Consider the following 23,151-nt stretch of genomic DNA (forward strand, 5'->3'; position numbering starts at 1 on the left):
TCAGATCGGCCGTCCGCTTCGCCTTCCGACGCCGGTAGCTGAGCCACAGGACCAGGAGGATGACAGCCACGATCACCAGCAGGGGGACGAACCCGCCGCCCCCGCCACCGGCCACGAACCCGTAGCCGAAGCCCCCACCGGTCGTCCCGTGGTAACCACCGCCCCCACCGCCCCCGCCCCCACCACCGGTGAACCCGTGGCTACCGCCCCCGCCACGGGCGTACGCAACCGTCGGCCCACTCAGCGCGACGACTCCAGCGACCACAGTTATCCACCGACGGGCGCGCACCGGGCTCCCCCTTCAAGAATCAGAGCTGTCCCACCCGAGCCTACAAGTACAACGGAATCACGCCTTCGAGTCCCCGCCCGAAACCCGGCTGCCGGCCCGCGGAGAGCCCCGTTCCAGGCACGGCAGACACCCGCAGATCCGGCAGATCCGGCAGATCCGGCTAGGCGACGGTGCCGCCCGTGTTCCGGATCATCTGCTGGAGCACTTTCAGTGCGGTGACGTAGTCGGCGTCGTCGATGCCCTGGTGAATGCGGGCCCGGATCGCCGGGGCGTGCTGCTTGAGGCCGACCCGGGCCTCCTCGCCCGACTCGGTGATCCACAGCCGTTCCCCCGCATCGCGGGTGACCCAGCCGCGCTCCAGCAGGACTCCCGCCGCTGCCTCCAGGTCGTCCTCGGGCCGGAGGTAGGAGCGCATGGCCTGCTGAAGTTCGGGGACGGTCAGGCCGCGGCCGTCGGGTGAGATGTCGTTCTTCGACAGGTTGCGCAGCAGCCAGAACTGAGGCTGGGTGAAGCCCAGTTCGGCCTGCTGGGCCCGGGTGAACGAGATGACGGCCTCATAGGCCACCCCGGTCCAGTACGCAGCCGGCTGAGCGGCGAGTTCGGCGTCGGACGTGTGCTGGCTCGTCATGCGAGGTGCCCCCTGGAAACGATCGCTGGTGCAAGCACCGTAGAACTTCAAGCGAAGTTGAAGTCAAGACCGGTCTCCGCACCGACCTCGCGGACCGGCCTCGCGGACCGGACGGCCGTGCACGTCGGCCGGGGCCGCCCCGCTCCCCCGATCGCACCCGCGAAGCGCCGGCCGACGCCCGGAGGCGGAGTTCGACCGGATGCTCGACACCGTCCTCGCGGGCATCGCCCCGGCACACCGACCGTCCGCACGACGGCGACCCGCAGCGCACGAGAGCCGAACGGTCCCCCACCGCGGGGTGGGGGACCGTCGGAAGTGCCGCGGGATCAGAGGCGGAAGGGGTTTCCGCCTTGGACGGCGAGGAGGTACCAGGCGGTGGCGCCGGTGTGCAGCGATGCGTAGTAGATGTCGCCCTCGCCGGTGGTGAGGCCGTCGCGGGAGGCCGCGACGATGCCGTTGCCGTCGGTGTTCGGGGCTCCGTGCTGGGCGGCGAGCAGGGTGGAGGTCAGCGCGGCGGCCCGGTCGGCGTCGCCGGGGGCCGTGCGGGTGTTGTAGGCGGCCAGGAGGTGGGCGGTCCCCTCGAACCAGACCTTGGAGGTGTCGGTGCGGCCGAAGCTGACGCCGGCGAACTGCCCGTCGGTGGCCGCCAGGTTGGTGGCGGCCCAGTCCACGGAGACGCTGTAGCGGGAGTCCAGGGTGGCCAGGTAGCTCCAGGTCTGGATGTCCTCGGGGACGGTGTCGCGGTTCTGGGTGACGCCGTCCAGGCCGGTGCCGGTCCACAGCCGGCCGTCGTCGGCCTGCATGGAGGCCACGAACCGGAAGGCGTTCTCCGAGCGCTGCTTCCACCCCTGGTCGCCGGTGATCCGGGCGAGCATCGCGAAGAACGCGCCGGTGTCGATGTTGTGCTCGGTGGCCTTCCAGGTGATCGGGATCATGGTCTGGCCGGTCTGGTCGTCATTGCGCAGACCACCCGTGTAGCCGCCGACTCCGCGGCTGTCGGCGGCGTTGTTCTGGATCCAGTTGCCGACCCTCACCGCCCCGTCGAGGAAGCGGCCCTCGCCGGTGACGCTGTACAGGCGGGCGAAGGCCATGCCCGCCCACGCCATGTTCCCGGTGTACACCGAGAACCCGCCCACGTAGACGCCGGTCGGGGTGACGAACGGATCGGGCTCGTAGGAGGCGCGCAGCCGCCCGTCCGGGGTGATGTCGTGGGCCTGGGCGTAGAGCAGGCTGTCACCCAGGGCGACGGCGCGGCCGACGTTGTCGCCGGAGGGGTTCTGCAGGTAGGCGGCGATGATCAGGGCGTTGTCGTAGGTGAAGGACGCCTGATAGCCCGTCGGGCCGAACTCGTCGCCGGGGGCGAAGTGGCCGCCGCTGTAGCTCTGCGGGACGCGCAGGGACGAGCCGCCCGCGTACCTGTCCTGGGCTCCGGCCAGGAAGGAGTAGGCCCTGGGGACGGAGTCGCCCAGTGCCACCTGGGGGTCGCAGCCGGCCGGGGTCGGCGAGCTGCCAGGAGGCGGAGCGTCGGTACCCGACGGCGCCGGGTTCATGGTGCTCGCCCCGCCCGGGGTACCGGTAGCCGACGGCGCCGGGTTCATGGTGCCCGCAGGGTTCGGGGTACCGGTAGCCGACGGCGCCGGGGTCATGGTGCCCGCAGGGTTCGGGGTGCTGGAGCCCGGCGGGGTCGGCGGCGGCGTATCGTCGCAGAGGCTCTGCGCGGTCGAACTCGCGCGCCACCGCTTGTTGTTCGCACCATCGCAGGCGGAGAGCGTCAGGTGGCTGCCGAGTTCCTGGTCCGGCTCGGTGAGGCACTCGCCGCTCTGCGGGCTCATCAGCTGGCTCCCGGTACGGAGGAACCGCCAGGTCTGGGCGGCGCTGCCGTCACAGGCGGCCACCACCGCACGGGGGGACCGGGCGGTGAGGCACCGGGTGCCGTTGCTCACCGTGTAGCCGTCGTCCTCCGGGAGGATTCCGGGCCGGGCGGGCAGGGCGGTCACGTTCCACCCCTCGGCTGCCGGGACGTTGCAGGTGCTCAGGACCGCGTCCGCGCCGCTGGCGGGGTTGCCCAGGCAGTTGTCCGTCGAGTGGATCGCTCCGGTGTAGCGCGGAGTGCCGTCCCGGAGGTCCCACTTCTGCGTCATCGAGCCGTTGCAGGGGAGGAACATGAGGGGAACGCCGATGTTCGGGGCGGTGCGGGTGTTGGTGAGGCAGCCGTCATGGCCCGGATTGGTCACCCAGAAACGGCCGCCACCGGCGTCGTGGAACGTCCAGAGGTCGTCGGGGAGGTTCGGGTTTCCGGCCGAGACGGTGCCGATCTCGCTTCCCTGACGGGTGTACCTGGAAGCATGATAGTCCGTCAGGTACCAACTTCCGGGCGCGTTCGCAGGCCCGGCCTGCAGGGCGAGGGTCTGGAAGGGGTAGAACGGCCGCCTGACCGGCGCGGTGCGGTTCGGATACATACCGGGGAACCAGCTGATGTACGGCATCGCCGTCACGCCCCCGAACGGAGGGGCGGTGGTGAGCAGCGCTCCGTCGGAACCGCTGACGGCGAACCGTGACCCGGAGGCCGCGTTCGGCGGGGTGACGGGCGCCCCTACTCCCATCCCCGGGAGCGGGTCCACCGCCATGTCGGTGTCGGTGCCGGCGTAGGTGCACTGGTAGCCCCACGTGGTCCGGTGGTCGGCGGCCCGGCGGTTGAGCGTCCCGCTCAGGCAGGAACCCAGGGCGAGCTGGCCGAAGTAGTTGGGGTGGATGGCCTCCTGCTGATCTCCCTGTCCGCCGGCCGCGAAGAGCAGGTAGGGGACCCAGCGGATCCACTCGGCCGTCCCGGCTGCGGGCGGCTGGGTGCCTTGCACCGCCTGGTTGGCGCTCCTGTTGCAGAGCTCGTGCCCGTTGAACGACTGGGACAGGTCGAGGAACACGGTGTTGCGGCTCAGCGCGATCGCCTGGAGCGTGGCCGTGATCCTGGGCAGGACCACGTCGTTGGCCCAGTTCGTGGCGTCGTCCGAGAACGGGCACCCGTCGGCCGTGTACCTGGTGCCGCTCACCGTCATCCCGCCCTGCTCGTGGCGGTAGTCGCCGGACCTCGGGAGCGGGCTCGGGTACGACTGCAGGATCAACTCGTACTGGGAGTCGTTGTACCCGTTGTCCCGCATCTTCGTCCGCACCTGGTCGATCACGTTCCCGACCGACGTCTGCAGGGCGACCAGGCGCTGCGTGAACTCGGCACTCTGCGACGCCTGGCAGTCCCGGCCGACCGGAAGGATGTAGTACGAGATGCACGCCCGGAGGATGTCGGAGAACTTCAGGTCGTTACCCCCGATGGAGACCACGACCGCCCGGATGCTGTGCTCGTGGTTCGCGGCGAGGGCGGCGAGCTGGTTGATCTGCGGCTGCTCGCCCTTGAACTCCTCGGTGAGGATGTCCTTGGTCTCCGCTCCCGAGCACGCGAGGTTGTACCGGTCCACGGCGTACGGGAGCGCAGCCGTCTTGATCTCCGCGGACGTCGACCGGTCACACCGGTTGCCGCCACTGTCGTAGGAGGTGTTCCCCTCGGCCTTGTAGACGTCGATTCCCCGGTCGGTGCCCCAGACGTTGCCGTTCGAAGCCGAGGTCAGGGCATTCCCGGCCCAGCGGCCGCCCTCCCCCGAGATGAAGCTGTCGCCCATCGAGACGATCGCCGGGTTCCCGGGCGCGAACTCCGCTGTCGCGGGGGTCATCTGGGACGCCGAGTCATCCGCTGCGCCGGCGGCTCCGGCCGTGCCGAGGACGCCGACGCCCCCGGCCAGGATCGCTAACGCCGCCACCAGCCCGGCGGCCCTTCGCCATACCGGCCTGGGTGGTTCGGATGTACGAACGAACAATCTTGGCATGATGTGTCCCTGTCCGTGGTGAGAGGCGAGGCGGGCCCGGGTTCGGGCCGCCGGGTCGACCGGGAGCCGGCCGCGCGCGTCTCCACACCGGGAAGGGATTGTGGAGACGCGGTGGCGGCACGCGCACGCCATCTTCAACGGCTCCGCTTGCGCCCGATGTGCGTCCTGCTAACGCGCGGCTTCCGTCGCACCGTCACCGACACCGGACCGACCGAGCCGACCGACCGCGCCGAGCGCGGACCTCGCAGTTGACGGGCCGTCCGACGGCGTGGCATCCGGCGGTCTGACGCCGGCAGTGTTCCTCGTACTTCTCCCCGGCGAGAACTCGATCGAGCCTGAGCTGCCCGCGTCGCTGTGCGAACTCCGCGTACACCGAGGCGACCTTCGCAGCAGTCGGCACCACGGACCACGCATTCCGATGACGATCACAGGTGGTTGAGCATCAGGCTCAGGTCCTGTCTCTGATCCCAGACCCGGTGACGACGGGGTTCAACTGGGTGTCTAGGGTGCCGTCATGGCTGTCCCTGAGATCATCCCTGTCGCGTATGAGCCGGACAGTCGAACGAATACCATCGGCCGGTTCAGTGACGGTCAGTTCCTGGGGTCGATCACCTATGCATTGCCCGACGGGTTCGAGATGGGACGCGGCTGGGAGGAGCACAAGAGGCTCTTCGTCGCGGTCCACAAGTTCGACCATGACGGGCACCATCAGGAGTCCGACATCTGGAGCGCCGGTACCTGGGCAGAGCAGATGACGCGTCCGCGCGACGAGCACTCCGTGGTTGCCCGCGCAGAAGCGCGGCTGGCCGCCGTCCTCGCAGGTCTCGCAGAGCGCGAATACTGTGACATCGCGATTCGCCCCTTCCAGGTCACCGTTGACGGTGTGGTCTTCGGTCTCATCACCGAGTGCCACGCCGATGACGCGGACGGCGAGGAGGACTGGGCTGAGCTGCATCCCGACCGGTTGGGTTTCTCGGCTCCGTGGAACGGCGAGTACGACACCTGACAGACAGTGCGCCGAACGACCCGACAGGGCCGGCCAGGCGGTCGACGCGCTGCGGATCGTCGCCCGATCCATCCACGACCTACGGGGGCGATCGGCGACGGTGCCGGGCCATCCAGGCGCGATCGGCTGATGGGCCGCGGGCGATCGGAGCGGCCGGGAAGTCAACGACGGGATGTTGGTGGGCACTTCCCGCCCGGGCCAGTCACGGTGGACGCCTTTGGGGGCCGCCTGGCCGGTCCGGCGGGACGAGCGGCCGGTGGGGTGACTGGTCATCAGGGTGATTGCGGCGCTGGTGATCAGTGATGTCTGGACAACCGCCACGTCCTGCCCTCCATCCCCCGCCGCGGCGACGATCCCAGCCCCGCTGACGGCGCGACTTTCGACTGCGGAACCCACGCTTCGGGGGAAGCCGGCGGGAGCACACACCGGGAGAATGCCCTCCCATGACAACCGTTCTCGACCTCTATGCACGAATTTCCGACGACTTCACCACCCTGCTGGTCGGATGCCCACCAGACCGATGGGAGGAGCCTTCACCGTGTCCCGGTTGGACTGCCTGGGACGTTGCCGCACACGTGATCGGGAACCATCGTCGAGCTCTCGCCGGACTGGACAGGTCCGACTATGAAAGGCCCTCGCGAGGAGAGGACCTGCTGACTGCCTGGCACTCGGCATCCGACGAGATCAAGGCCACGCTGCTCGACCCCTCCAGGGCCGCGACCATGCTCGGCGACGACTTCGGCAACATGCCGTTCGCAGCCTTCGTGAACCGCATGGCCTGCGCCGACACCCTGATCCACACCTGGGACTTCGCCCGGGCAACACGGCAGAACGAACGACTGGATGCCGAAGCCGTCCGACTCGCCACCGAGATGCTCGCACCCGAGGACAGCGATATCCGCCTTCCGAACGCCTACGGGCCCAAAGTGGCGGCCGCGAACTCCGCGGACGACCAGACCAGGCTCCTGAACTTCCTCGGACGCAACCCCTGACTCCCCGCACCGGGAACTGACCCACCCAATCGGGCGGACACCGCAAACAGCGGTGCCCGCCCGAACGCGCCCTGTCGGGGATACGGCTCGGGCGGGCTCACGAACTCACGCCACCGGTCACACCCGGGCCATCACGCCGCATCAGCTCCACACGCGCCGAGCCACGCAAACCTCACCCGGTCGCAGGGGTGAGGCCACTGCACACCGGAACTCGTGCACACCCGCTCCGCCCTCACCTGTCCAGTCCACCAGTGGGGCCACCCGAGCCGGAACAGTGGGGCCAGAACATGATTCTGATCCAGGGATCGAGGTCGTCTGCCGAGATCGCGCCCCGTTCTTCGCTAAGGGTGCTGGCATCGGGGCGCCCACCGTAGTCCAGGTCGCGGACCGATTCCCCCTCTGGCGCAACCTCGGCGAAGCGGCCGAGCGGCGCGTCTCCCTCAACCGCCCGTGCCTCCGTGCGACCTTCGCCGAGCCGGTGCCGGAGAAGGCTCCGGGCATCGGCACCGGCCGAGAGCGGATCGCCACGGCCCACCGGGCACCCGGTTCACCGACCGCACCCGCGCCAAGCACGCCACCGTCCACGGGCTGCCGGCCGCCGGCCACAGCCGACGCTCCATCCAGCGCCAGCTCGGCATGACCTACCGCACTGTCCAGCGGCCGGCGGACGCCACGGCCCCGGAAGACTTGTCCCGGGGCCAGTGGCAGAACCACAGGACCAAGCTCGACGACTTCAAGTCGTACCTGCACGAGCGCCTGGACGCCCTGGGAAAAGATCAAGACACACGGCTACCATGGCGACTACGGGGCCGTCCGCGCCCACCTCCAGACCGTTCCGCACAACTCCGGCCGCACCGGTAGCCCGACCACCATCGCCGCGGACCGTCGCCGGGCGGATCCTGCCCACCCCGATGCCCTGCCGGAGAGCGAGCGCGTGAAACTCAAATCCGTCCTCGCCGGCTGCCCCGAGCTGGACGCCCTCACCAGGCATGTCCGCACGTTCGGGAAAATGCTCACCCAACTCCAGGGCGACGAGCTACCGCAATGGATCAAGGCGGTCCGCGCCGACGACCTGCCCAACCTCCACGCCTTTCGTCGATGGCCTCGAACGCGATCTCACAGCCGTCACCGCCGGCCCGACACTGCCGTGGAACTCCGGCGTCGTCGAAGGCCGTGTCAACCGGATCAAAATGATCAAGCGTCAGATGAACGGCCGCGCAGCCTTCAGCTTGCTGCGGAAGCGGGTTCCGTTCACCCCATGACCAGCCCGTGCCGTCTCACCTGGCCGAAGAGAGAGACGTGGACCGCCTGGACAAGGACGTGGTCCGCTTGAGGAGAGGGAGTAGAGCTTGGCGTTCACGGGATGTCCCATGCGGGCGTGTTCATGAAGATCGCAGAGTCGGGGATCTCTGCGGTTCTCAAGGGCTGGCTGAACCACGACCGTTCGATGGTCACCCCCATCACCCGCTCGGCAAGGAGGAACAGCTTCAAACCCCAGAACTCGGCTGGTTCTTCGACGTCGATCAGGCCAGTGCACCAGGCTGGATTCCAACGGACGTCGCCTTCTCGCAGCGGGGTGACAGGTCCGCAGGGTTCCTCGTGGACGACGAGGTCACCGTCGACCGCGTAGTGCACGCGGTCGTCGCCGTTGATGCCGAGGAGGAGCCCGAAGCACCTGCCTCCGCGAGACAGGTCACGCAGAACACCCGGCACCGCTCCGGTCGAGCCCACGACCTCCAGGGCGAAGACCACTCCGCCCACGGTTCCGACGCCCACGTGGCCACGGTGGCCTGGACTGCTCGGCTGCAGATCGTAGATCTCGTCAGCCACCAGAGGGCGCGCGGTCCCGGGGTCGCCGCCGAACCGCCGGATCACCTCGTCTTCGGTAGCGCCCTCGACGAGGGTGAGGACCGGGTAGAAGCCTTCCTCTTCATCGATCCAGTCGAACCGGTCGTCCTGAATGTCCATCGCGCATACATACCAGACGTTCCCGGCAGTCGAAGTACTGACCTGGGAAAACACGTGAGCAAGGCTGGCCAACGCCCGAGCATGGGGTGGGGAGATCATGCAGCGCCGGGCGACGAACATGTTCCGCGGCACCGGCTGACCCCCGCTCCCGCGGGGAGGACACGAACATGATCCCGGCCCCGGACAGCAGCGCCGGCTGACCCTCTCTCGCGTGGGGAGGACGCTTCGCGACCTGCAGCGTTATGGCGGCATTCCAGTTTCTTTGCCATGTCCGGCTGGTGATGGCGATTCAGCTATCAACGAGCAGTGTGCGGATGCATCGTGCCACGGCGGGTACGACGTCGCCGCTTGGAGTGGAAGGCGTCGCTGCTCATACCGCCGGCTGGCCCCCCGCTCCTGCGGGAAGGACCTGGCATCTTGAGCGCTGCAGGTGCTCAAGAGAAATGACGTCGCTGTGGTGCGGTGCCACCGGAGTGCCGCAGAAGCGGTCCGTCTCTTGATCAACCGGTCGTTAGACTCCCGGGGTTCGGATGCTGTCGGTGGACTGGGAGGCCAAGCCATGGACGATGACGGTTGGGCCGGCTGGCCGGAACGGTGGGTCAGCACGGACTGCGACGTGCGGGCGGCCGCGGGCGCGATCCCGCCGGAGGTCAAGGACGGGTTCAGGTACGACGACGTCCCCTGGCAGCGGTTTCCGCACTTCTACGGCCCGGGCGAGGAGATCCCCGGCCTCCTCACGACGCTCGGCTCCGGAGACGCCGAAGCCGCCGACAGGGCCCTGCAACAGCTCTGGACGAATCTTCACCACCAGGGCGGCACGATCGCGGTGGGGGCACTGGCGGTGCCGTTCCTGCTCCGGATCGCGGCGACCGGGCACCCTGGGCTCCGTGCCCGGATCCTTCACCTGGTCACCGAGATCGGCCGGTGCCAGCACATGGGGGACGGATCGCGGGAAGGCCTACTCCGGGTCGCCGAGGAGCCGTTGATGGTCGAGGGCAGCACGATGTGCCCGGTGGACTGGACGATCCAGGCCGCCCGTCAGGCCGTCACGGACGACGTGCACCTTCTGCTCCCGCTCCTCACCGACCCCGACTCCGAGGTCCGCTCCGTGACCGCCTACGTCCTGGCGGTGGCGACCGACGAGGTCTCACGCGTCTCCTCGGCTCTGCGGCTCAGGCTGGCGAAGGAAGGCGATCCGGTGGTCCGGGTGAGCCTGATCCTGGCGATCGCCCAACTCGCCCGCGAACACCAGGACGACCACGCCCCCGAGTGGGCCCGGAACCTCTGGTCGGATCCCGGACGACCGCCTGAGGTCCGCATCGGCGCCGGCCTGGCCTGGCTGTGCCTGGTCACCGACCCCGCACCCGACGAGCTCCGCGCCCTCCTCACCGACCCCGGCACCCGCCAGTACGACGACCTGCTCCAGCCGGTGCCATGGCTCACCTGGGTCGACCCCACCGGCCTTGGGCTGCGCAGTTGCATCGACGAGATGCTCACAGCGAAGTTCCCTGGAGCAGTGCTCGACGATCCCTGGGGTGAAGGACCGTCAAGCTGAAGCATGCAGCGGTCAACCGGCTTGGCGGGTGCTTCGACCCGCGCCCGGGCCGAGGCGAGGCAAGGCGGTAGGAGTCGGTGCCGGTCTCGATGATGGTGCCGTTGAAGGCGAGACGGTCGACGATGGCCGCGCAGAGGCGGGGGTCGGTGAAGGTCTTGGTCCAGCCATCCGGGGCTGGCACTTGTTCACTCACCCGAGTTGCCGCTGCCATCAGGCCGTTTCCTGCTCCTGCGGTCCTCTTTTGGGTTCTCGCGGCAGAAGCCTGGTCTGGCAGACCCTCGTTCCCGCCGGGGAGGACTGGTCCATGACGACGAACACCCCCGGGTTGCCCGGCTGACACCCGCTCGCACGGGGAAGACCTGTCCATGTACCGGACGCGAGGCGATTGTCGACAGTTTCTGCATTGGTGTGAACGCTCTCTGTAAGTTGAGCGTCGCTCACTTTCGTTTTGTGGAGACTGTCATGACGCAACCCCCGCCGTACGGGCACGGTAAATCCCAGCAAGTGCTGACGCATGGTCAGTCGCAGTACCCGATTCCGGGGCCTCCAGCGACCGCCGGGCGGTGGTGGCAGCATCCGGGCTTCATCATCGCGGCGCTGGTCGTCTTCCCGCCCGGCGGCGTGGCGTTGACGTGGCTCAGCCGCTGGAGTCAGCCGAAGAAGATCACCGCCACCGTACTGGCCTGCCTCTGGTTCATCACGCCCTTCCTCGGAGACCGACCGGAGGAATCGAAGGCCACTTCCGGGCCGACGGCTCCAGCGCCGGCCGCGGCGCCTGCAGACCCGTCCGCGAACTCCGAGCCGGCGGGACCGCCCAGCTTCGTCGGACAGAACCTCAAGGTGGCCAAGGACGCGGCCCGCACCGCCGGGTACAGCGCGAGTTCGCACGACGCCTCGAACGGTGACGCGGGCCAGTGGGCCGACAGCAGCTGGAAGGTCTGCCTCCAGAACGTGTCGGGCAAGAAGATCGACTTCGGTGTGGTCCGCAACGAGCAGCCCTGTCCGGCGAACGACGGCGAACCGATCCCCTACCCGAAGATGCCGAAGGTCATCGGCCTGACTCTCGGCAAAGCGTCAGAGACGCTCGCCCCGCTCGCCCTTCAGAAGGTCAATGCGAGCAGCGCCTACACCGACGTCACGCTCCCCGCAGCGGCGGACGACTGGACCGTCTGCTTCCAGGACCCGCAGGAGGGCAAGGAGATCAAAGACCCGAAGAGCACAGCGGCGCGGCTGAAGGTGACAGCGCCAGGCACCGCGTGTCCGGCGACCGAGTACACCCAACTGCACCCCGACCCGGCGCCGCCCACCACGGACGACTCCGACAGTTCGTCCTCGTCGGGCGGTTCCTCATCGTCGGATGGGAGTTCTTCGGGCGGCGGGGGCAGCGTCTACTACAAGAACTGCGACGCAGTCCGAGCCGCCGGCCGAGCACCCCTTCACCAGGGGGATCCGGGCTACAGCAAGAAGCTGGACCGAGACGGTGACGGGGTCGCCTGCGAGTAGTACCCATAGCCGGGGCAGGGCTGCGCCCCCGCGTAAGCGGGGGGCAGTTGGACCAACCCCTCAGCGTGGTAGGTCTCGGCGGGTCCTCCCGCGCGAGCGAGAGTCGGCCGATGACCGTGATCGTCCCGCGCCACGCCCCACAGCCGAAGACCGTGCCAACGACGAGCGTGACGGACAGTCAGCGCCGGAAGCGAGCCGTCTCTCCTCGATCACCGCGAACCCATGCATTGCGCGAGCCGGCAAAGGGAGGGCGCACCGCAGGGACAACGTGCCGCGCTCGGCGACTACGACACCGCCACCCTCCACACATCCCGTCCGGCCCGTACGACAGTGCGCTTCGCCTTCCTGTGGATGATCTCTGACAGGCGGCCGTGATTGGAGGCCAGTCCGCACGAGTACGCCGTGCGTAGTTGTGGACAGGCCGCGTGAGCGAGTCCTACCTGTTGGCGGGAACTACCGGCCGCCGGGCGATCAGGACGTCGGCTTCGTGGTGCCAGCCCAGGGAGGAGTAGAGGCGCTGGCCCTCCTCACTGGCGATGAGCAGACCGGTACGGGCGCCGCGGGCCACAGCGGCCGCCGCCAGAGCGCTCATCATGGCGCGGCCCAGGCCGCGTCGGCGGTGCGCCGGGGCCGTCTCGATGCGATCGGCGATCGCATCGGGGCCGATCACGGCGATGGTGCCGCGCGCTGCGATCTCTCCGGAGGGGCCGTGGAGGGAGACGACCGTGACTGCTCCCTCCGTGCGGACCTCGCGCTCGTACGGCGCGGCGGGTGCGTGCTGCGGGTGCTCGGTCAGATCGGTCGTCATGAACCACTCGGACCGGTGGAGCAACTCCAGTCCGGCAGCGCTGACGACGGCTTCGACGGTGCCCGGGCGCAGCGTGGGCACCGTGAGCCAGGTGATCTGCTGCGCGGCGGCGACGGATGCCGCCAGCCGCGCCAAGGACTCAGGGTCCTCATCCGCACGCAGCGCGAACACCTCGACCTCACGGCCGGGTTGGTCGCACTTGGACCGCAGGCCGTCCCCGGCGGACTCGACCGGCTCGGCCTCAGGCAGGGAGCGGGCTACGGTCCAGCCGTTCAGCCAACGTCGTATCAGCTCTGGTTCGATCCTCGTCATCCGGCGATTAGAACATGACCGCAACCGGTGGACGGGCGACCAACCGGCCCCGTCGTCCGCCGCCGCCCTCCGTGTTCCGGTCGGTCCGAAACCGGCACAGATGGCAGTGGGTCGGAGAAACGTCCTCTTCTCGGTCATCACTCTGCGTTGTCGCCGGCCGGGAACGGCGGCAGCTGACGGTGCGCCGGCAGAGCGGACAGGGCCGCCGGGCGGGTTCGGGTGGGGCGGTGGGTGGAACGGGTGGCGGGGTGAGTGGTGGTGGAGTGATGTTGGCGGTGTCGAGCAGCCGGCGGGTGTTCGACGAGGGGTGGGTGTTGGAGCGGAAGTGGGACGGGATTCGGGCGCTGGCGGTGCGGGACGGGGACCGGGTGACTCTGCGGTCGCGGACCGGGCAGCAACTGGAAAGCGCTTACCCGGAGCTGGTGGCGGCCCTCGCCGCGCAGCCGGTGCCCAGGTTCGCGGTGGACGGCGAGATCGTCGCCTTCGAGGGCGGCCGGACCAGTTTCGCCCGGCTCCAGCAGCGGATGGGGCTGCACGATCCGGTCCGGGCGCTGGCCAGCGGCGTCGTCGTCGACTACGTGCTGTTCGACCTGCTGGCCCTGCAGGGGCACGACACCACCGGCCTTCCGCTCCTCGATCGCAAGCAACTCCTCGCCGAAGCGGTGGAGTTCGACACGCCGCTGCGGCTGTCCGAGTTCACCGTCGCCGAGCCGGGCGTCCCCGTCCCGCTCGCCGAGGCGTGCGCGCACGGCTGGGAGGGGCTGATCGCCAAGCGCGCCGCCGGGCGGTACCTGGCGGCCCGGTCCGGCGACTGGCTGAAGCTCAAGTGCGAGCGGGGGCAGGAGTTCGTGGTCGGCGGCTGGACCGATCCGGCGGGCAGTCGGGAGGCGTTCGGCGCGCTGCTGATCGGCTATCACGAGCACGGCCGACTGCGCTACGCAGGCAAGGTCGGCACCGGATTCGACACCCGCACGCTGCACGCCGTGCACCGCGCGATGCTCCAACTCGCCTCCCCTGTCAGCCCGTTCGACCCCGCCGAGGACGTTCCGCAGCGCACCTCGCACTGGGTGCGGCCGGAGCTGGTGGTGCAGGTCGGCTTCACCGAGTGGACCCGCGACGGCCGCCTCCGGGCGCCCCGCTACCAGGGCGTCCGCACCGACCGCCCGGCAGCCGAGGTGGTCCGCGAACCCCCGGCCTGAGGCTCCCGACCTGAGGCTCCCCGACCTGAGTGAGGCCCCCGACCGTCGTCCCGCCCCGGGCTGCATCCGATGGCCGATCCGACGCGCGACGCTCCCGGGCAGTCCGTACGGTGCCGTTGCGGGGGGCTTCCCGAGCGAGAGGTACGCACTGGCATGGCTGGCAAGTTCGAGCTGTACGTGGACGACATGGGCAACCACCGCTTCCGCCTGAAGGCGGCCAACGGCGCGATCGTGGTGACCGGAGACCCGGAGGAGTCCCGCGAGCAGTGCCTGAAGAGCATCGAGTCGATCCGGAAGCTCGCGCCGTACGCGCAGCTCCAGGAGACCGGCGCGAACGCCTGACCCGGACGGCGCTCCCCGCGCCCGCGCGGCGCGAGCGCCCGACCCGGACCGCTGCCGCCCGATACGCGCGACAGCACACCGGGCTCCAGCGCGGGCCCGGAGTGGCGAGCCTGTGACCGACCCGAAGGGTTGTCACGGGCTCGTCGTCATGACGGTTCGCGCGCCCGGTGCTGCGGCATGCTGGGAACGGCGAAGCGGACCGGACGAGGGGGTTGGCGATGGCGGGGCGTGAACTGCTGGCGGCGGCGGGGGTGCTGTTCCCGGACGAGCAGGGGCGGGTGATGGTGGCCCGGGTGTCGTACCGGACGAAGCACCCGATCGAGGTGCCGGGCGGCGGCTGGGACGCGTCCGACCCGTCGCCCCGGTACACCGCCGTCCGGGAGATCCAGGAGGAGCTCGGCATCACCCCGGTGCTGCGCGAACTCGCCTGCCTGGACTGGTCCCGGGACCACCACCGGCCGCCCATCGCGGCGTTCCTGTACTGGGCCGACCCGCTCACCGAGGCGCAGCGGGCGACGATCCGGCTGGAGGCCGAGGAGTTGGATGCGCTGGTGTACCTGACGCCCGACCAGCTGCTGTCGGCGCTGCCGCCGTTGCTCTCCCGGCGGGTCGGCTCGTGCGCGCTGGCGCCGCGTTCGGCCGCGCCGCTGGAGCTCGCGGACGGCCTGCCGGCCGGTCACACCGCCCGGCACCTGCGGCCGTGGCCCGCGCCCCCGTACACCGGCCCCGCCGGGATCGCGTCGCTGCTGCCGCCCGGCGGCGATCGGCCCGCGCCGCCGCCGCCGATGGACCGCGAGACGTACTACGCGAGCCGGCCGCGGATCCGGGGGAAGGCGCGGATGCTGTTCACGGACGAGCGCGGCCGGGTGCTGCTGGTGCGGTTGACGCCATGGAACGGCGAGTCCGCGTGGGTGCTGCCCGGCGGCTCGATCGAGGCGGACCGCGAGCTGCCCCGGGAGGCCGCCCGGCGGGAGACCCTGGAGGAACTGGGCTGGCGGCGCGAGCCGGGCCGGTTGCTGGCGATCGACTGGGTGCCCGGCCTCGACGACCAACTCCCGCGCACCGTCCTGGTGTTCGACGGTGGGACGGTGACGTCCGAGCTGCTGTCGACGATCCGCCTCCAGGAGGACGAGCTCGCCGAGTGGGGACTGTTCACCCCCGAGGAGGCGCGGCACCTGCTGTCCGGGCCCGCCGGGCGGCGGATGGCCGCGTGCCTGGCCGTCCGCGACCTGCCGGCCGACGCCGGTCCGGCTGAACTGCTGGACGGCGTACCCGAGTCCGGTTCGCCGTCGGTCACCTCGGTCACCCGCCCGGGCGGGTCGCACGAGTAGCCGGGCCCCCGACCCGGGAAGGATCAGCGACAGGGAGGTACGGATGGAACGATCGACGGAGCCGGGCCTGGGCCTGGACGGGTGCGCGGTGCGATCGCTGGGCGGCGGCGACCGGCTGGTGCTGCGCCTGGACGGCGGGCTGCTGCTGACGGTGCGCAACGACTTCCGGCTGCTGCGCGGTGCGAAGGTCGACCACTTCTACCCCGCGCTCGGCGTCACCCCGTCCGGCGCGCTCGGCACACTGGCGGACGCCACGGTCACCCGGGCAACCGTCACCCCCGCCGGGGGCCTGCACCTCGTCTTCGACACCGGGCACACGCTCGCCGTCGCCCCCGATCCGGCCCCCGCCGGGCCCGTCCACCCGTGGCAGCTCGCCTCCCCCGCCGGCGTCCTCTTCACCGGCGGACCGGACGGCGGGCCCGGCGCGTGAACGGACCCGCTGCATGAACGGGCCCGGCGTGTGAGTGGGCCCGCTGCATGAACAGGCCCGGCGCATGAACGGGCCCGCTGCCTGAGCAGGTGCGCCGCCGCCCGGCTGCGTGGCAGGTCACGGGGGTGGAGGTCGGGCCGGACATCGGACTCGTTACGCTCCAACGATGATCATTTCGCCCGCCCGTACCACGGTCTTCGACATCGACGGCACCCTCTGCTTCGACGGCAGGTCGATCGACCCCCGCATCCTCGCCGCCCTCGACGCCTGCGAGCGGGCCGGCCACGAGCTGGTCTTCGCGTCCGCCCGGCCGATCCGCGACCTGCTCCCCGTGCTGGAGGGCGCGTTCCCGTCCGCGACGCTGATCGGCGGCAACGGGAGTCTGGTCTCGGTCGGCGGGCGGGTCCGGATGCGCGCCGCGTTCTCGACCGGGAGACTCGCCGAGCTGCTGGCCGAGCTCGAACGGTTCAAGGCCGGCTACCTCGCCGACGGCCCGTGGGACTACGCGTACACCGGCCCCGCCGAGCACCCGATCCTCGACCGGATCGACCAGAACCGGGTGGCCCGCCGCGTCGAGGTCGCCGAACTCCCCGCCGTGGTGAAGCTCCTGGCGGTCTCCGCGACCGACCTGCACGCCCTCGCCGAGTCCTGCCGCGCCCTCGGCATGTCCGTCAACCACCACGTCGACGAGGCGATCGTCGACTTCGCGCCCGGCACCACCGACAAGCGGGAGGCCCTCGTCTCCCTGGGCATCGACCACTACAACGCCTTCGGCAACGACATCAACGACCGCACGCTGCTCCAGCACGCCCGCCACGCCGTCCGGGTCGGCGCCCACCCCGCCCTCGACGGCCTCGCCGCGGCGACCGTCGCCGCGCACCCGGAGGACGTCGCCGCGGAGATCCTGCGGCTGGCCGCGACGCCGGCGGCCTGACGGTCGCCGTCACCGACCCGCACCGTCACCGACCCGCGCCGTGACCGGCCCGCACCGTGACCGCCCGGGGCCGGAACCTCGGCAGGTGAGAACGCGTCACTAGGATGGCGGCCGGTCGGGGTGGCCGGCCGTAGAGGGGGGCGGGGGCATTGTTCGGGATCATCAGGCCGTGTCGGCACCGACTGTCGGAGCGGCTGCACGCTTCGTGGCTGGCGCACCTGTGCGGGTTGTGCCTGGCGCTGCGGGACGATCACGGGCAGTTGGCGCGGACGGCGACCAACTACGACGGCCTGGTGATCTCGGTGCTGGTGGAGGCGCAGTCGCCGCGCGCCGCCGACCGCCGCACCGCGGGTCCGTGCCCGCTGCGCGGGATGCGGACGGCGCCGGTGGCGCGCGGCGAGGGGGCGCGGCTGGCGGCGGCGGTCTCGCTGGCGCTGGCCTCGGTGAAGGTCCGGGACCACGTGCTGGACGGGGACGGGGTGTTCGCGCGCCGGCCGGTCGCGGCGGGGGCGCGGCGAATAACCCGGCGGTGGGAGCGGCAGAGCACGGGCAGCGCGGCAGCGGTCGGGTTCGACACCGGGGTGCTGCTGGCGGCGGCCGGACGCCAGGAGGAGGCCGAGCGGCTGGTGACGGCGGGCGGTCCGCTGCTGCTGGCGACCGCGCCGACCGAGGAGGCGACGGCAGCGGCGTTCGCCCACACGGCGGTGCTCGCGGGCCGTCCGGGCAACGCGGCGGCGCTCGCCGAGGCCGGCCGCCTGTTCGGGCGGTTGGCGCACCTGCTGGACGCGGCCGAGGACCGGCAGCAGGACGAGGCGCAGGGCCTGTGGAATCCGCTGTCCGTGTCGGGCACCTCGCAGGAGGAGGCCCGGCGGCTCTGCCGGGACGCCGTGCACGGCATCAAACTCGCCCTGGCGGAGGTCGAGTTCACCGACCGGGCACTGGTGCACCGTCTGCTGGCGCACGAGACCGGCGAGGCGGTGGACCGAGTCTTCGGCCGCACCGGGCACGTCTGCGCGAGCACCGCGCCGCCCGGGACGGACCCCGACGCGCCCGCCGATCCGAACCTGCCGCCGTCCGGCCCGCAGAAGCCGCGCCGGGACACGATCGTGGGCTGCGCGGTCTGGTTGACGATGGCCTGCACGTGCCAGCTGCTGTGCTGCGAGCACGACAATCCGTTCTCCCGGGAGCGCCAGAAGGGGTTCTGTCAGCGCAACTGCGACTCCTGCTGCGACTGTTGTGACTGCTGCAACGGCTGCGACCCGGAGTGCTGCCAGTGCTGCTCCTGCGACGACGGCTGTTGCAGTGGGTGCGACTGCGGCGGGTGCGACTGCTCGTAGCCCGCGACCGGAAACGAATGGAGCACATCATGGGTGACACAGCGGAGTTCACAACGGCCGAGCTCGCCGACTGGGGCTGGCCGGAGGTCCAGGCACTGGGCGGCGGTGCGGCCGACCCGTTCGAGACCGGGTCGCTGAACGTGACGTGGCGTCCCAAGGACCGGCACTTCGGGGTGTGGCACGGGGGTCGGGTGGTCGCACACGCCGGGTTCGTGGTGGCGCCGGTGGAGGTCGGCGGGCAGTGCTTCGACGTCGCGGGCATCGGCGGCGTCATCGTCGATGCGGCCATGCGCGGCCGCGGCCTGGCCCGGCTCGCCGTCACCGGCGCGCTGGACGCCGCCCGCGCCGACGGCCTCGACCGGGCCCTGCTGTTCTGCCTGCCGGACCGCGCGCCGCTCTACGCCCACCTCGGCTGGCTGCCCCTGCCCACCCCCGTGACGGCCGATCAGCCCGACGGCCCGGCCGCCGTCCCGATCGGCGCGATGTGGAAGTCGCTGACACCCGAGGCCGGTTGGCCCGAAGGCCCGGTCCGGCTGCACTCGCTTCCGATGTGACCTGACTCGATGCCCGCCGTGGCGCCCCGCCGCCGAACGACTGCAATCCGGCGGCGGGGAAGCGGAGTTGAGCCCTGGGCTACGGTGACGGGCATGACCACGGACGACTGGCTGACGGACATCCGGGACTCCTACGACACCGTCGCGGCCGACTACGCCGACCGCATGCGCGGGGTGCTGGCCGGAGCGCCGTACCTCCGGGCGGCGCTGGCCCTGTTCGCCGAGCTGGTGCACGCCGGCGGGGGCGGGCCGGTGGCGGACGTGGGCTGCGGTCCCGGACACGTCACCGCTCACCTGCACGGGCTGGGTCTTGACGCGTTCGGCATCGATCTGTCGCCCGCGATGATCGACGTGGCCCGCCGCGACCGTCCCGACCTGCGGTTCGAGGTGGGCTCGATGACGGACCTCGACCTTGCCGACGAATCGGTCGCCGGGCTGCTCGCGTTCTGGTCGCTGATCCACCTGCCCGACGACGCGGTACCCGCGGTCTTCGACCGATTCCGGCGGGTGCTGCGTCCCGGCGGGCCGCTGCTGGTGGGCTTCCACGTCGGCACCGGGTCCCGGCTGAAGACGCAGGGCTATGGCGGCCAGCCGATGAGGGTCCACGTCCACCGCCGCCGGCCCGACCAGGTGGCGGCATGGCTGCGCGACACCGGGTTCACGGTGGAGGCCCACCTGCTGACCGACCCCGACGCGGACGTGCCGGGGGCGCTGCTCTTCGCCCGTCGGCCGTGAACCGCCGACCGCGACCGCTTTCGCGAGCCGACGATCGTGAACATAGGCCGTGAACCGACGGCCGTGACCTGACGGCCGTGAACATACGGTCGTGAACCGACGACCGTTGCAGGGCTGTTGCCCGCACTGTGAGCTGGCTCACGGACCGGCCGGCCCGTGGCGTGATCGACTCGTCGGATGTCTGCTTCCGCCGTGCGCCCCGCTGTCACCGTCACCGTCACCGCTCTCACCGTCGTCGCCGCCGCACTGCTCGCCGGGTGCGGGTCGGTGACGACCGCCGGCGACGGGACGGCCGCGCCGTCGGCGAGTGCGGGACCGTGCGGGGTGCCGCTGGAGCGGCCGTTGGAGGGGTGGGTCCGGGACGAGGTGCGGATCGTCTCGGTGAACGACGTCTGCGCCGAGTTCGAGGTGACCAACGCGGGCGGCGAACCTGCGGACTTCTCGGTGCTGTTCGGGTGGTCGGGTGCCGACCAGCGGCTGGACACCAGCCCGACCGGCACCGTGACGGCGGTGCCGCCGGGCGCGACCGTCCGCGGCCGGATCGAGGTGGGCACCCGGAACCCGGCGCGCGCGAACGCGTCCCAGCAGCCGATCGTCCCGAGCGTCAAGATCTCCCGGGTCCGCAGCGTCCCGACAGCGGAGGCACCGTCGCACGGCGGAGCCTGCCCGGCGTCCGGCGTGCGGCTGTACGCGGACCAGGGCGACGCGGCGATGGGGCTGCGGGTGGTGGGCCTGCACCTGGTGAACTGCGGGACGTCGCCGGTGACGGTGGACGGCTACCCGCAGGTGCAGGCGCTGGACGAGAAGCACCGGGCGGTGGACTCGCTGCAGGTGTTGAAGGGCGGCGCGGCGATCGCCACAGGCACCGGGGCGGACACGCCGCCGCAGCGGATCGTGCTGAAGACCGGCGAGGGGGTGCGGTCCACCGTGGTGTGGCGCAACACCAACGACAACCTCGCCGCGGACCCGGTGAACGCCCCGTACCTGCGCGTGCGGGCGACGCCCGACGCGGCGCCGGTGATGGTGACCCCGGAGCTGGACCTCGGCACCACCGGCCGCCTCGGCGTGGGTGCGTGGACCCGGGAGGACGTCCCGCAGTCCTGAGCGGCTCCCCCGCACGGAAACGGAAAACGCTTTCCGAGGCACACTCGGAAAGCGTTTTCCCACTTCGATTGCCCCTGAACGGACGCCCGGACAGGGTCTAGCCGACGTGCACCCGCGGCCGCCGCGCCCGGTCGGGTTCGGCCTCGCGCAGCACCTCGCGGGTGACGGGGGCGACCTCGCCCTGGCCGAACAGGAAGAACCGCAGGAACTGGGCGAACGGGCTGCCCTCGGTCCACTCGAAGTAGATGTGCGGGAGCTGGCCGGTGGTGTCGCGGACGTGCAGCAGTATCGCGGCGAGCGAGTTCGGCACGCTGGAGTGTTCGAGCGTCAGTACCCGGTAGCGGTCGTGCAGCACCTCGCCGCGGACCTTCAGTTCGGCCTCGAAGTCGGACGGGTCGAGCACCGTGACCTCGACGAACATCAGGTCGTCCTCGACCGGGATGTCGTTGTCGGCGCGGATCTGGTGCACCTTGTCGCGGTACTCGGCGAGGTCGCGGGTGGCGGGCTTGGTGGCGATGAAGCGGATCGTGCGGTGCGCGGTGTCCCGCACGAAGCGTTCCGCGACCTCGTCCAACTGCACGTCGGTGACCCGCAGTTCGAAGGCGCGGGCGAGCCGCGAGGCGAGCGAGACCAGCACGATGCCGGCGATGAAGCAGGCGCCGATCTTCACGCCGTCGGGGCGTTCGGCGATGTTGATGACGGTGGTGTACACGAACACCGCGGCGATGATCGCGAAGCCGATGGTCCACCGGTGCTGCCGGGCGGCCCGGGCGGCGATGGTGACGGCGATCGCCGCGGAGGTGATCAACACCAGCACGCCGGTGGCGTACGCGCCGCCCTGCTTGTCGACGTTGGCGTCGAACAGCCAGGTGACCAGGAAGGCGATCGCGGTGAGCACCAGCACCATCGGGCGCACCGCGCGGGCCCAGTGCGGGGCCATGCCGTAGCGCGGCAGGTAGCGGGGCATCAGGTTGAGCAGGCCCGCCATCGCGGACGCCCCGGCGAACCACAGGATGGCGATGGTGGACAGGTCGTAGACCGAGCCGAAGGCGTTGCCCAGGTAGTGGTGGGCCAGGTAGGCGAGGGCGCGGCCGTTCGCGGGGCCGCCGGCCTTGAAGTCGTCGGCGGGGATCAGCAGCGTGGTGATGAAGCTGGTGGTGATCAGGAAGCAGCTCATGATCACGGCGGCGGTGGTGAGCAGCTTGCGGGCGCCGCGGATGCGTCCGGTGGGCCGGTCCTCGGTGTCGTCGGGGTCGCCCTCGATGTGCGGCATCACGGCGACGCCGGTCTCGAAGCCGGACAGGCCGAGCGCGAGCTTGGGGAAGACCACCAGGGCGACGCCGATCATCACGATCGGGTTGCCGTGTTCCATGCTGAGGGCGTGCGCCCAGTCGGTGATCACCGACGGTGCGGTGACGACGTGCCACAGGCCGACCGCGACCACCACCACGTTCAGCGTCAGGTAGACCGCGACCAGGACGACCGCGACGCCGATCGCCTCGCTGAAGCCCTTCAGGAACACCGCGCCGAGCAGGGCGACCAGCAGGAGCGTGATCAGCACCTGGTGGCCGCTGAGCGCCTTGGTCAGGTGCGGGTTCTCCACCAGGTGGGCGGTGGCGTCGGCGGCGGACAGCGTGATGGTGATCAGGAAGTCGGTGGCGGCGAAGCCGAGCAGCGCCAGGACGAACAGCTTGCCCTTCCAGAACGACAGCAGCCGTTCCAGCATCGCGATGGAGCCTTCGCCGTGCGGGCTCTCCTGGGCGACCCGCCGGTAGACGGGCAGTGCGCCGAGCAGGGTGACGGCGACCAGCACGATGGTGGCGATCGGGGAGAGCAGGCCGGCGGCGAGCGCCGCGATGCCGGGCTGGTAGCCGAGGGTGGAGAAGTAGTCCAGGCCGGTCAGGCACATCACCCGCCACCAGCGCTGCCCGTGCTGCTGGTCGGTGGCCTGGGCGTGCGGGCCGGGGTGCTGCTTGGCCATGTCCGACAGGCCCTCCAGCAGCCAGGCCCGCAGGCGCTGTCGCGCCGAGCCGGCGTCCGCGGGGGCGGAATCGACCACTGTGTTGCTCCTGTCGCGAGGTCGGGAGCCCCGGGCCGCCGGATGCTCCGGCCCACCGGGCGGACTCCCACGTCAATGTAGGTCACCTCCGCCACCGTCCAGGGCAGGCTGGATCGTAACGTCCCCCATCTGCGCAGGTCGGCAGCGGTCCCGGCGGCTTGACGTCCCGTTGGGGCGGCGTTGGGCTGCTGTT

The 23,151-nt window shown here is 70.9% G+C and carries 18 protein-coding genes and 1 pseudogene; 13 read left to right on the forward strand and 6 right to left on the reverse strand.

Annotation, left to right across the window (positions count from 1 at the left end):
- Window positions 1-449 precede the first annotated feature (449 nt).
- Entirely contained in the window at window positions 450-917 is a 468-nt protein-coding gene (locus IEZ12_RS09840) for a winged helix DNA-binding protein (protein WP_189271653.1), read from the reverse strand.
- A gap of 326 nt (window positions 918-1,243) precedes the next feature.
- Window positions 1,244-4,636: a ricin-type beta-trefoil lectin domain protein gene (locus IEZ12_RS09845; protein WP_189271654.1), complete on the reverse strand. Its 3,393-nt coding sequence runs from the start codon at window positions 4,634-4,636 to the stop codon at window positions 1,244-1,246.
- A gap of 667 nt (window positions 4,637-5,303) precedes the next feature.
- On the opposite strand from IEZ12_RS09845, the gene IEZ12_RS09850 reads away from it, so the two are divergent.
- Together IEZ12_RS09850 and IEZ12_RS09855 are read left to right on the forward strand one after the other, a co-directional pair.
- Window positions 5,304-5,795: a hypothetical protein gene (locus IEZ12_RS09850; protein ID WP_189271655.1), complete on the forward strand. Its 492-nt coding sequence runs from the start codon at window positions 5,304-5,306 to the stop codon at window positions 5,793-5,795.
- A 443-nt stretch (window positions 5,796-6,238) separates the two neighbouring features.
- Entirely contained in the window at window positions 6,239-6,787 is a 549-nt protein-coding gene (locus IEZ12_RS09855) for a TIGR03086 family metal-binding protein (protein WP_189271656.1), read from the forward strand.
- Between the two features lie 1,356 nt (window positions 6,788-8,143).
- Here IEZ12_RS09855 and IEZ12_RS09860 read toward each other — a convergent pair.
- The gene (locus IEZ12_RS09860) at window positions 8,144-8,755 is read right to left on the reverse strand and encodes a DUF6461 domain-containing protein (protein ID WP_189271657.1); all 612 of its coding nucleotides are present in this window, start codon (window positions 8,753-8,755) and stop codon (window positions 8,144-8,146) included.
- Between the two features lie 559 nt (window positions 8,756-9,314).
- Here IEZ12_RS09860 and IEZ12_RS38065 point away from each other — a divergent pair.
- Window positions 9,315-10,310 carry a hypothetical protein gene (locus tag IEZ12_RS38065; protein WP_229847383.1) on the forward strand — a complete coding sequence of 332 codons (996 nt, stop codon included), beginning with the start codon at window positions 9,315-9,317 and terminating at the stop codon, window positions 10,308-10,310.
- Window positions 10,311-10,368: 58 nt separating this feature from the next.
- Here IEZ12_RS38065 and IEZ12_RS38070 read toward each other — a convergent pair.
- A pseudogene (locus IEZ12_RS38070) lies at window positions 10,369-10,476 on the reverse strand (ATP-binding protein); the annotation flags it as partial.
- A 296-nt stretch (window positions 10,477-10,772) separates the two neighbouring features.
- On the opposite strand from IEZ12_RS38070, the gene IEZ12_RS38075 reads away from it, so the two are divergent.
- Complete coding sequence (locus tag IEZ12_RS38075; protein ID WP_229847384.1) at window positions 10,773-11,813, forward strand: excalibur calcium-binding domain-containing protein; 1,041 nt, start codon at window positions 10,773-10,775, stop codon at window positions 11,811-11,813.
- Between the two features lie 436 nt (window positions 11,814-12,249).
- On the opposite strand, the gene IEZ12_RS09880 is transcribed toward IEZ12_RS38075, so the two are convergent.
- Window positions 12,250-12,933: a GNAT family N-acetyltransferase gene (locus IEZ12_RS09880; RefSeq protein ID WP_189271658.1), complete on the reverse strand. Its 684-nt coding sequence runs from the start codon at window positions 12,931-12,933 to the stop codon at window positions 12,250-12,252.
- A 266-nt stretch (window positions 12,934-13,199) separates the two neighbouring features.
- Here IEZ12_RS09880 and ligD point away from each other — a divergent pair, with 266 nt between their 5' ends.
- The 9 genes from ligD (at window position 13,200) to IEZ12_RS09925 (ending at window position 20,899) form a co-directional block, all read left to right on the forward strand.
- Window positions 13,200-14,132: a non-homologous end-joining DNA ligase gene (ligD, locus tag IEZ12_RS09885; RefSeq protein WP_189271659.1), complete on the forward strand. Its 933-nt coding sequence runs from the start codon at window positions 13,200-13,202 to the stop codon at window positions 14,130-14,132.
- Between the two features lie 153 nt (window positions 14,133-14,285).
- Window positions 14,286-14,474 carry a YegP family protein gene (locus IEZ12_RS09890; protein ID WP_043907943.1) on the forward strand — a complete coding sequence of 63 codons (189 nt, stop codon included), beginning with the start codon at window positions 14,286-14,288 and terminating at the stop codon, window positions 14,472-14,474.
- Window positions 14,475-14,692: 218 nt separating this feature from the next.
- Window positions 14,693-15,805, forward strand: coding sequence for an NUDIX hydrolase (locus tag IEZ12_RS09895; RefSeq protein ID WP_189271660.1), 1,113 nt, complete (start codon window positions 14,693-14,695; stop codon window positions 15,803-15,805).
- A gap of 43 nt (window positions 15,806-15,848) precedes the next feature.
- On the forward strand, window positions 15,849-16,235 hold the full coding sequence (locus IEZ12_RS09900; protein WP_189271661.1) for a DUF6188 family protein: 387 nt from the start codon (window positions 15,849-15,851) through the stop codon (window positions 16,233-16,235).
- Between the two features lie 166 nt (window positions 16,236-16,401).
- On the forward strand, window positions 16,402-17,169 hold the full coding sequence (locus IEZ12_RS09905; RefSeq protein ID WP_189271662.1) for an HAD hydrolase family protein: 768 nt from the start codon (window positions 16,402-16,404) through the stop codon (window positions 17,167-17,169).
- A 149-nt stretch (window positions 17,170-17,318) separates the two neighbouring features.
- Complete coding sequence (locus IEZ12_RS09910) at window positions 17,319-18,506, forward strand: DUF5685 family protein (protein ID WP_189271663.1); 1,188 nt, start codon at window positions 17,319-17,321, stop codon at window positions 18,504-18,506.
- Window positions 18,507-18,535: 29 nt separating this feature from the next.
- A complete protein-coding gene (locus IEZ12_RS09915; protein ID WP_229847385.1) occupies window positions 18,536-19,060 on the forward strand; it encodes a GNAT family N-acetyltransferase in 525 nt (174 codons plus the stop codon).
- A 93-nt stretch (window positions 19,061-19,153) separates the two neighbouring features.
- Window positions 19,154-19,795, forward strand: a complete 642-nt coding sequence (locus IEZ12_RS09920) for a class I SAM-dependent methyltransferase (RefSeq protein WP_189271664.1) — start codon at window positions 19,154-19,156, stop codon at window positions 19,793-19,795.
- Between the two features lie 177 nt (window positions 19,796-19,972).
- The gene (locus tag IEZ12_RS09925; RefSeq protein ID WP_189271665.1) at window positions 19,973-20,899 is read left to right on the forward strand and encodes a DUF4232 domain-containing protein; all 927 of its coding nucleotides are present in this window, start codon (window positions 19,973-19,975) and stop codon (window positions 20,897-20,899) included.
- A gap of 97 nt (window positions 20,900-20,996) precedes the next feature.
- On the opposite strand, the gene IEZ12_RS09930 is transcribed toward IEZ12_RS09925, so the two are convergent.
- Window positions 20,997-22,880 carry an APC family permease gene (locus IEZ12_RS09930; protein WP_229847424.1) on the reverse strand — a complete coding sequence of 628 codons (1,884 nt, stop codon included), beginning with the start codon at window positions 22,878-22,880 and terminating at the stop codon, window positions 20,997-20,999.
- Window positions 22,881-23,151: the final 271 nt, after the last annotated feature.

Source organism: Kitasatospora griseola, from assembly GCF_014648555.1.
Classification (GTDB): domain Bacteria; phylum Actinomycetota; class Actinomycetes; order Streptomycetales; family Streptomycetaceae; genus Kitasatospora; species Kitasatospora griseola.

Coding starts and splice junctions, on each gene's coding strand:
- IEZ12_RS09840 (WP_189271653.1), bottom strand. CDS start 917: ATGACGAGCCAGCACACGTCCGACGCCGAACTCGCCGCTCAGCCGGCT.
- IEZ12_RS09845 (WP_189271654.1), bottom strand. CDS start 4,636: ATGACCCCCGCGACAGCGGAGTTCGCGCCCGGGAACCCGGCGATCGTC.
- IEZ12_RS09850 (WP_189271655.1), top strand. CDS start 5,304: ATGGCTGTCCCTGAGATCATCCCTGTCGCGTATGAGCCGGACAGTCGA.
- IEZ12_RS09855 (WP_189271656.1), top strand. CDS start 6,239: ATGACAACCGTTCTCGACCTCTATGCACGAATTTCCGACGACTTCACC.
- IEZ12_RS09860 (WP_189271657.1), bottom strand. CDS start 8,755: ATGGACATTCAGGACGACCGGTTCGACTGGATCGATGAAGAGGAAGGC.
- IEZ12_RS38065 (WP_229847383.1), top strand. CDS start 9,315: ATGGACGATGACGGTTGGGCCGGCTGGCCGGAACGGTGGGTCAGCACG.
- IEZ12_RS38075 (WP_229847384.1), top strand. CDS start 10,773: ATGACGCAACCCCCGCCGTACGGGCACGGTAAATCCCAGCAAGTGCTG.
- IEZ12_RS09880 (WP_189271658.1), bottom strand. CDS start 12,933: ATGACGAGGATCGAACCAGAGCTGATACGACGTTGGCTGAACGGCTGG.
- ligD (WP_189271659.1), top strand. CDS start 13,200: ATGTTGGCGGTGTCGAGCAGCCGGCGGGTGTTCGACGAGGGGTGGGTG.
- IEZ12_RS09890 (WP_043907943.1), top strand. CDS start 14,286: ATGGCTGGCAAGTTCGAGCTGTACGTGGACGACATGGGCAACCACCGC.
- IEZ12_RS09895 (WP_189271660.1), top strand. CDS start 14,693: ATGGCGGGGCGTGAACTGCTGGCGGCGGCGGGGGTGCTGTTCCCGGAC.
- IEZ12_RS09900 (WP_189271661.1), top strand. CDS start 15,849: ATGGAACGATCGACGGAGCCGGGCCTGGGCCTGGACGGGTGCGCGGTG.
- IEZ12_RS09905 (WP_189271662.1), top strand. CDS start 16,402: ATGATCATTTCGCCCGCCCGTACCACGGTCTTCGACATCGACGGCACC.
- IEZ12_RS09915 (WP_229847385.1), top strand. CDS start 18,536: ATGGGTGACACAGCGGAGTTCACAACGGCCGAGCTCGCCGACTGGGGC.
- IEZ12_RS09920 (WP_189271664.1), top strand. CDS start 19,154: ATGACCACGGACGACTGGCTGACGGACATCCGGGACTCCTACGACACC.
- IEZ12_RS09925 (WP_189271665.1), top strand. CDS start 19,973: ATGTCTGCTTCCGCCGTGCGCCCCGCTGTCACCGTCACCGTCACCGCT.
- IEZ12_RS09930 (WP_229847424.1), bottom strand. CDS start 22,880: ATGGCCAAGCAGCACCCCGGCCCGCACGCCCAGGCCACCGACCAGCAG.